Annotated in this window: 6 protein-coding genes; all 6 read right to left on the reverse strand. The window is 59.6% G+C overall.

What is annotated here, in order from left to right:
- Window positions 1-695 (reverse strand): VLRF1 family aeRF1-type release factor (locus tag H5U08_RS06505; protein ID WP_297031429.1); only part of this gene is annotated, 695 nt, incomplete at its 3' end.
- A 413-nt stretch (window positions 696-1108) separates the two neighbouring features.
- Window positions 1109-2620, reverse strand: coding sequence for a shikimate dehydrogenase (gene aroE / locus H5U08_RS06510; RefSeq protein ID WP_297031431.1), 1512 nt, complete (start codon window positions 2618-2620; stop codon window positions 1109-1111).
- Window positions 2621-2762: 142 nt separating this feature from the next.
- Window positions 2763-4220, reverse strand: a complete 1458-nt coding sequence (locus H5U08_RS06515) for a prolipoprotein diacylglyceryl transferase family protein (protein WP_297031433.1) — start codon at window positions 4218-4220, stop codon at window positions 2763-2765.
- 109 nt (window positions 4221-4329) lie between these two features.
- Window positions 4330-5193, reverse strand: coding sequence for a pantoate--beta-alanine ligase (panC, locus tag H5U08_RS06520; protein ID WP_297031435.1), 864 nt, complete (start codon window positions 5191-5193; stop codon window positions 4330-4332).
- Window positions 5194-5484: 291 nt separating this feature from the next.
- Window positions 5485-6693: a 2-amino-4-hydroxy-6-hydroxymethyldihydropteridine diphosphokinase gene (gene folK / locus H5U08_RS06525; protein ID WP_297031436.1), complete on the reverse strand. Its 1209-nt coding sequence runs from the start codon at window positions 6691-6693 to the stop codon at window positions 5485-5487.
- 39 nt (window positions 6694-6732) lie between these two features.
- A partial coding sequence (locus tag H5U08_RS06530; RefSeq protein WP_297031438.1) for an alanine dehydrogenase occupies window positions 6733-7486 on the reverse strand: 754 nt, incomplete at its 5' end.

The following is a 7486-nucleotide window of genomic DNA, read 5'->3' on the forward strand; positions in this document are numbered from 1 at the left end:
ATCAGAACGAGTCGATTCACATCCAGCCGGAGAATGCATTGTTCGAGCAGTCGGGCCAGCTTGGAGTAGAAATTTCGGGCCCAGGTTTGCAGCTTCGCCCGGTATTTGTCCTGATCCCGGACCGACTTTGCCCGCAATAACCCGCCTTCCAGGACCCTGCGATAATCGGCCAGTTCTTTCCACTCGTTGGGCGTGATCTCCGCGAAGATCTGGGTGTCCTCGCGAACTTCGCCCAGGAAAATCTCATAGAATCGCCATTGCGAACGCCGCAGATGGAGGACGCCCGCCCGCTCGTACTCGTCAAAAGCGAAAACCAGAGGCGTGATGTAGGGTTTACCCCAGCGAACCTCCACCCGTCCATGGGCTAAATCCACAACAGGAAGCTCTACCTGGAGGTCGAACCGCTCGGTCGTGAGCTTTCCGTGTTCATCTTCGGCGGCGAAAAGGGCCATGGTTTTCGCCTCCGGAACGGACAGATCGAGGAGCGTAAGGATCTCGTCATAAAGGGTTTTGGCCCGTTTTTTGGGGATACGCAAGTCCGGAATTTCGCTCAGGCTGTTTTTACAGCGTTTGATCCACGCCCGGCCTGCATTCTCCGGTTTCGCAGGATTGACGTCACAATACAGGGACAGCACGGGTTCCGCATGTTCGCCGATGCCTTTGCGCAATCTTTCGATATCCGCGGGTGTAATCATTGCCTGGACACGCTCCTTTTTCTCAAAGTGGAATATGACCGGGTTGGGGATCGCTCCGGGCCGATTCCGCGACCACGCCTTCCCTGTCGCCGATCGGCCCAAAATGGGCTGGAAAAACAAAGTATACCGCCATCGCAGCGTCGTGACGATGCCGGGTTACTCCTGACCCATCCCCTTTTTCTCTGCCGATGGGGGCGCGGGCGTCTACACGGGTTCGCGCGGGAGTGAGATTCAACCTGGGGGTTTAGTTCAGGTACGGGTTCAGTTGTAGGGGCCATTCATGAATTGCCCCTACACCACACCGTGTGCCCGTGGCTTGGCGTGGATCCCTACAAAACGGGGAACGGCTCGGCGGTTATCCGGGCATCGCTTTTGGGGGAATTTCCCTCCAAATCCCCTTGCCGCCGACTTGGTCACCATTTCGCCGCGGAGGTCGCACGTTTGAGCACTTCCCGCATGAGGTCGGCGGGAGCGTCCAGTCCCGTGAAGAGCTTGAACTGCATGCACGCCTGCCGGACGAACATCTCCACGCCGGTGACCACCTTGCAGTTTCTCGCCCGCGCATCCTTGATCAAAAGCGTGTTCTCGGGGTTGTAAACGGCATCAAAAACGAGCATGTGACTGCGGAGGTACTTGGGATCGAACGGGGTTTCGTCCACATTCGGGTGCATGCCGACGGGTGTGCAGTTGGCCAGGATATCGCAGGCCACCGAGTGGCGGTCTTCCCATTTGACGTAGGGGCAATCGAGCTTCTCGGCAAGGAGGCGGGCCTTTTCCTCGTCGCCGTCGGTGAGGGTAACCGTCGCACCCGCCCGCAGCAGACCATAAGCGACGGCCTTCCCGGCACCACCCGCCCCCAGAACCAGCGCGTGTTTTCCCTTCAGCGGAGTCGCGTCCTTGGGAGAGACTCCCAGGGCCGTTTCGATGGCCTCCAACGCCGCCCGACAGTCGGTGTTATAGCCGAGACGCTCATTCCCCTCGAAGATCACCGTATTGGCAGCCCCAATCCCACGGACGATGCTGTCGGCCTTGGTGAGTTTGGCCAGAATCGCCTCTTTGTGGGGTATCGTCACACTCAACCCCTTAATCCCCCATTGTGGGGCCTGGTCGATGAACTCGGACAAATCCTCTCTCGGCACGCGGATGGGAATGTACACTTTGTTCAGGCCCAGGCGGTGGAACGCCGCGTTGTGGATAAGCGGGCTGAGACTGTGCCCGACAGGATCGGCGATCACGCCGTAGACCTCTGTGTCCGGCCGAATGCTTTCGTAGCGGTAGACATCGCGCATTTCTTCAAAGCTGAGCTGCCCGGGGGCCAGCGTCCGCTCTGAGTGGAACGCCGCATAGCTGAACGGTGCCCCGAACTTCCCTGCCAGAATCCGTGAGGGGATTCCGATATCCCCCATGCACAGGCCAACGGTGGGAATCCGGCTCTGCGCCACAAGCTGGAACATGCGAAGGTTATCCTGGGGATGGTTGGCCACCGTGGCGATCTTGATGATATCCGGGTCGAGCGTGACCATACGGTCGTAAAGGGCCTGGAGATTCTCCGGCGTTTCGTGAAAATTGTGGTAGCTGATGATACGCTTGGTTTGACCGTACCGGGGAATCGAGGCCGCAATATCCTCCTCAAGATCGATGTAGTCCACACCTTCGGCAATGGCCGTGCGAAGAATGAGCTGCCGCTCCTGTTCGGTCCCCCGAAACCGTCCTCCATCGCGCTCTCGGCGGCAGGTCATGATAACAGGGCACGGGCGTTCGTTGAGGAGCCGCTTCACATTGACGGGCCCGTTGATATAGTCAAGCCGAATTTCAACCAGTTTCACGCCCTGTTCAGCGAGATAGTGGTGCTCTGCAATGACATGGCGATGGCGCCCGCGGGCGATACTGACACAAATGATACTGCGAGAGTCGGATGCCGACATGGTCTTTAAACTCTTCCGAACCTATCTCTTCAACCGTGGATCAACCCTTCTGCGGCAACAAAGGCCGCAGATATCCCAGCCCGGGAGAGCCCCAGTGTGTCCACAGCTTGCCCTCCCGTAAATGGGGAAACATCCTTCTATCCTAATTGGTTTGTTCCGCTGGGGGCAGATGACGTCGCTGCCAGAACACGTACAACCACGTGAGGATTCCCAGGGCGAACAGCAGGATGCTCACCACCTGGGCGATCGTCAGGCCCCAGTAGCTGCCCGGTTCGTCTGCCCGGATGATCTCCAGGATAAAACGCGTCATGGGATAGAGTGTCAAGAACCAGGCCCACAATTCCCCGTCACTTCGAGCAAAGGGTTCATAGGCCAAAAGAAACAAACACAGAATGAGGGCGTTGAAGGCGCTGTAAAGCTGACTGGGATGGACGAAACGGCTGTGGGATGGAATTTCGTTCCGCGATTCCCAGGCGTAGTCACCCCCTTCCCGCGTTTGGATATGCACGAAGACGGAATCCGTGTTGGTCCAGGAAGAATGGCCGGAAACCGCCCGATGCTGGACCGACGATGGCGCCACTCCCCCGGCAGTGCAGACGCAGCCCCGTCCCCCCTCGATGAGGACAGGATTCCCACTGGCGGCCACCAGCTCTTCGACGAGAACGGCGGTGGGGGACTGCCCTCCGTGACTGGTAAGCTGCCTTCCGTTGACGACCGCGATGTGCTGGCCGGGCTTGACCCCCGCCCGAGAAGCCGCTGACCCGGGCACCACCTCCACAATGATCGGCAGACGATCGGGATCCCGGGGATCTTCATGAAATCGAATCCCGTAAAGGGTCAGTTGGCCATGCTCCACCTGGTTGAGAAAGGCGAAGGACCCGGCCGGGAACTGCACCGACCACGGTAATTCGCATACGCCGCCAAAACAGCAGCCATTGAGAAAACACCCGATGCGTCCGAACGCCAATCCCAGCAGGAAGCAGGGTGCCAGAAGATCGAAGATTGCCAGCAACCTGACCTTCTGCTGCCAGGCATAAAAGGCGATCCCGGCCAGTCCCCCCAGCAGCGACCCATACACGACCAGGCCGCCCTGGGTCACATTGAGCACGGCAGTCAGCCCAGCCACCGGTCCCTGCGTTCGCCAGACAGGCCCGTAGTGAACAGGCCAGTATTCAATGACATGAAATAGCCGAGCGCCAATAATTCCGGGAATAATGCACCACAGCGCGAGGTTGGCCACCCACTCTGCGGAGAACCCGCGTTTTTTGGCTCTCAGAATGGCCAGGCCCACCGATGCCAGCACAGCCACCAGGAGCATCGTCCCATAGCCGCGGACGGGAAGCCCGCGGAGAGGACGGCCCGCCGCGTCGTAAACGCCCGGAATATCCACGCACAGGCGAGGCAGAAGAAACGCAATAACAACCGCCACGATCCCGTGCACGACGACGGCATTCCAGAATTCACCTGTCCAGCCGTGCCGACGCAGTGTCCAGATCAGGGAAAGCCCGGTCCACGCGATCCACAACCAGAAGAGCAATCCCAGGCCGAACAGGGGCACCGAGCCGACGCGTTCCGGAATATAAAACAGTGTCCGCCACATGAGTTCACTTCGCTATGCCTGTCATGTCTGGTCGGAGTCGGGAATTCGGGGCGTTTCTGGTTGCTTCGGCGCTTTGAAAGTCCCAGTGCTGATGGACGCTGTGACGGAATCATCCAGATGGGGGCACGATCCGCATGTTGTCGATCAACCGGGTGGAACCGAGGCGCACCGCAAGCAGAGCCTGCACCGGCCGATCGATGGTCAGCACCTCTTCCAGCGTCTCGGGATCCACCAGGGCCACATAATCGATTTGGGCATACGGCACGCTGCCGATTAACTCCCGCATGGCATTGGTGATCGCGCGGGCATCCTTCTCCCCGGCGCTGACGCGTTCCTGGGCCAGACACAGGCTGCGATAAAGGACCAGGGCGTCCTGCCGTTCTCTCGGGCTGAGGTATTGATTGCGGGAGCTCATCGCAAGACCGTCCGGCTCGCGGACTGTGGGACACGCCCGAATCTCCACAGCGAGATTCAGGTCCCGAACCATTTGCCGCACGACCAGAAGCTGCTGATAGTCTTTTTCGCCGAAATAGGCAATGTCGGGTTCAACGAGGTGAAAAAGTTTGAGGACAACCGTGGCCACCCCACGGAAATGGCCCGGCCGAAAGGCCCCCTCCCAGGGCTGTGCAAGGCGCCCCACCTCCACCCAGGTATCAAAACCGGCGGGATACATGTCGCTGTCTGTGGGGGCGAAGACCCAGGGAACGTCGAGCTCGGCCAAAAGTTGCAGATCTTTGTCCAGATTACGGGGATAGCGATCGAAATCCTCGCCTCGCCCAAATTGCGTGGGATTCACATAGATCGAAACGACGACCTCATCGCATTCTCGTTTTGCCGCGCGGACCAGACTGAGATGGCCCTCGTGGAGCGCTCCCATGGTGGGAACAAAACCGATCCTCCGCCCGGCCTGACGCAGTTGCCGGCTTCGGGATTGCATTTCCTGGGCGGAGCGAATAACTTTGGGCATTGCCATAGCCTACTCCCGATGTTTTTAGAGGGTGGCGACAGACCGCTGCCTACCGAAAGCTTCACCGGCAAATCGCCATCCTCCATCGGCCTGCGTGATCGCTGAGCTGGGTAATCCAGCCGCTTTTTTTCAGAGCGATCTCTAATACCTTGTCCCCGAGGTTTAAGCGGCGCTGCCTAAGCAGAACGCTGATCTTCATTATCCCTAATTATCGCCGGCCCATTAAGAGGTGAAGACAGGTCCCTCAATAGGGCGATTTTCAGAATGTTTTCGATCGAAACCTGGAAAGCAGGATCGTTACGGCAGCGGTGTGCCGGGTTCTTCGGTGGCTTCCAGCGCGGCATGGATGTGGGCCGGCCACTCGTCCGGGTTGGAGGTTTCCACAAGCACGACCGGCGATCCTTGCCGGACTCGTGCCAGAATTGCCTGATGGAGGAAGCCGTTTTCGCGGTCGAAAGACGCCGTGTGTTCCCGCGGGCAGTCAGAATCCCAGAACTCCCACCGAGCCGCGAGTGGCCCCAAGATCACGAGCCTCGGCCGAAGCACAACCCCCCGTTCCGGCGAATCTCGGTTGACACGCGAACTCCGTTTTGGAGGCGTCACGCCGAGTAAATCTTCAGAAGGATTTGGAGACGTTTGCGGTGACCGTGATCGAACGCGACGGTGCCAGGTGAGCCTTGTCGGCGGCAGCCCGGTCACCACGCTTTGCCCTTGCCGAAGCTGCTCCTCCAGCTCTTTCCACCACGAGATAGCCTGGTCTTCGTCCACGGTTTCAACCCCCAGCCGCTGCAGAAGGCCGAACGGAAGGTCGGTGGGCAACACTGTCAAAGGACTGTCGGCCGTAAGGCGTGTCAGAAAGTTTCCCTGCTCGTCGAGATTCTCCCTCTCTGGAAGCGAGGGCGAATCGGCCTCGCGCTCAGATGCCCCCATCGCAACACCAGCCGGAGAGTTGACCGATCGGGTTCCAGGAAAGGTCTCGGGAATGACGATGATCCAGCGGGGAGCTTCGCGGAGAATGTTGAGAATTCGGCCGACGCTCAGTCCACTCCAAAAGTGCCAGCACTGGGGACGGAGCTCGGCCAGAGATTCCAGGAAGAATCTTCTGGCGGCCAATCGGGGATGGGGGATATAAAGACCGTCCTCACACACCGGCCCGGCCTCGTCGAGAAGAATATCGAGATCAAGACTGCGGGGCCCCCACCGGGTATGGCGGGTTCGTCCAAACCGTTCTTCCACAGCACGCAATGCATCCCAGAGGGCCTGAGGGGACAGCGCGGTCCGCAGGAGAGCAACGGCGTTCACGTAAGGAAGTTGCCGGGCAGGACCGCCGATGGGGCGTGTCCGACGCAGTCGGCTGACTGCCTCCACTTCCAGAAATTCCTGCTCCGCCAGGCACTTCAAAGCAGCGCGGAGAATCTCCTCCGCATCTTCGACATTGGAACCGACTCCCACGGCAACCAGTCGGGAGGGGAAAGGGGAGGGCGATTTTTCTGTGCGCGATGCCATGTGACTTGCAAGCGGTCAGGAAACGTTCAACACAGGCGACTAAAGGAAACGACGGTTGTACGGCAGGTCGAAAGCCTGCGCCACATTGGGGTGTGTGATTTCTCCCCGATAAATGTTGACGGCGCGGGCAAGCTCTCGGAATTCCTGCGCCGCCCGTTCCACGCCCAAATCCGCCAGCCGTTTTACCCAGGGAAGCGTGGCGTGACACAGGGCGGGAGTACTCGTCCGCGGAACCGCTCCCGGAATGTTGGTGACGCAATAATGGACGATGTCATTGACGAGATAAATCGGCTGGGCATGCGTCGTCGGCCGACTGGTGGCACAACACCCCCCCTGATCGATCGCCACATCCACGATGACGCAGCCCGGTGGTATCCGCTGGAGGTCTTCCTCCTGGATCAATCGCGGGGCGCGGGCACCGGGAATAAGGACTGCTCCGATGATCAGATCGGCCTGACGGATCTGCTCACGGATTGTGTGCCGATCGCTGAAAAGCACAGCGCAATTGGGCGGCAGGACATCGCTCAGGTAACGGAGTCGATCCAGATTAATGTCAAGAACGGCGACGGAGGCGCCCAATCCCGCGGCCATTCTCGCGGCATTGGAACCAACCACCCCACCTCCCAGGATCACCACCCGGCCGGGCGCCACCCCTGTCACGCCACCCAGCAAAACTCCGCGACCCATTTGCGGGCGTTCCAGGTATTTGGCCCCTTCCTGAATGCTCATGCGTCCGGCCACTTCACTCATCGGCGTGAGGAGAGGCAGTCGGCCCCGATCATCCTGGAGCGTC

The sequence above is a fragment of the Thermogutta sp. genome, assembly GCF_014359955.1.
Classification (GTDB): domain Bacteria; phylum Planctomycetota; class Planctomycetia; order Pirellulales; family Thermoguttaceae; genus Thermogutta.

Bases quoted from the DNA above. Each gene is read 5' to 3' on its own strand.
- H5U08_RS06515 (WP_297031433.1), bottom strand. From the start codon at position 4,220: ATGTGGCGGACACTGTTTTATATTCCGGAACGCGTCGGCTCGGTGCCC.
- folK (WP_297031436.1), bottom strand. From the start codon at position 6,693: ATGGCATCGCGCACAGAAAAATCGCCCTCCCCTTTCCCCTCCCGACTG.
- aroE (WP_297031431.1), bottom strand. From the start codon at position 2,620: ATGTCGGCATCCGACTCTCGCAGTATCATTTGTGTCAGTATCGCCCGC.
- panC (WP_297031435.1), bottom strand. From the start codon at position 5,193: ATGGCAATGCCCAAAGTTATTCGCTCCGCCCAGGAAATGCAATCCCGA.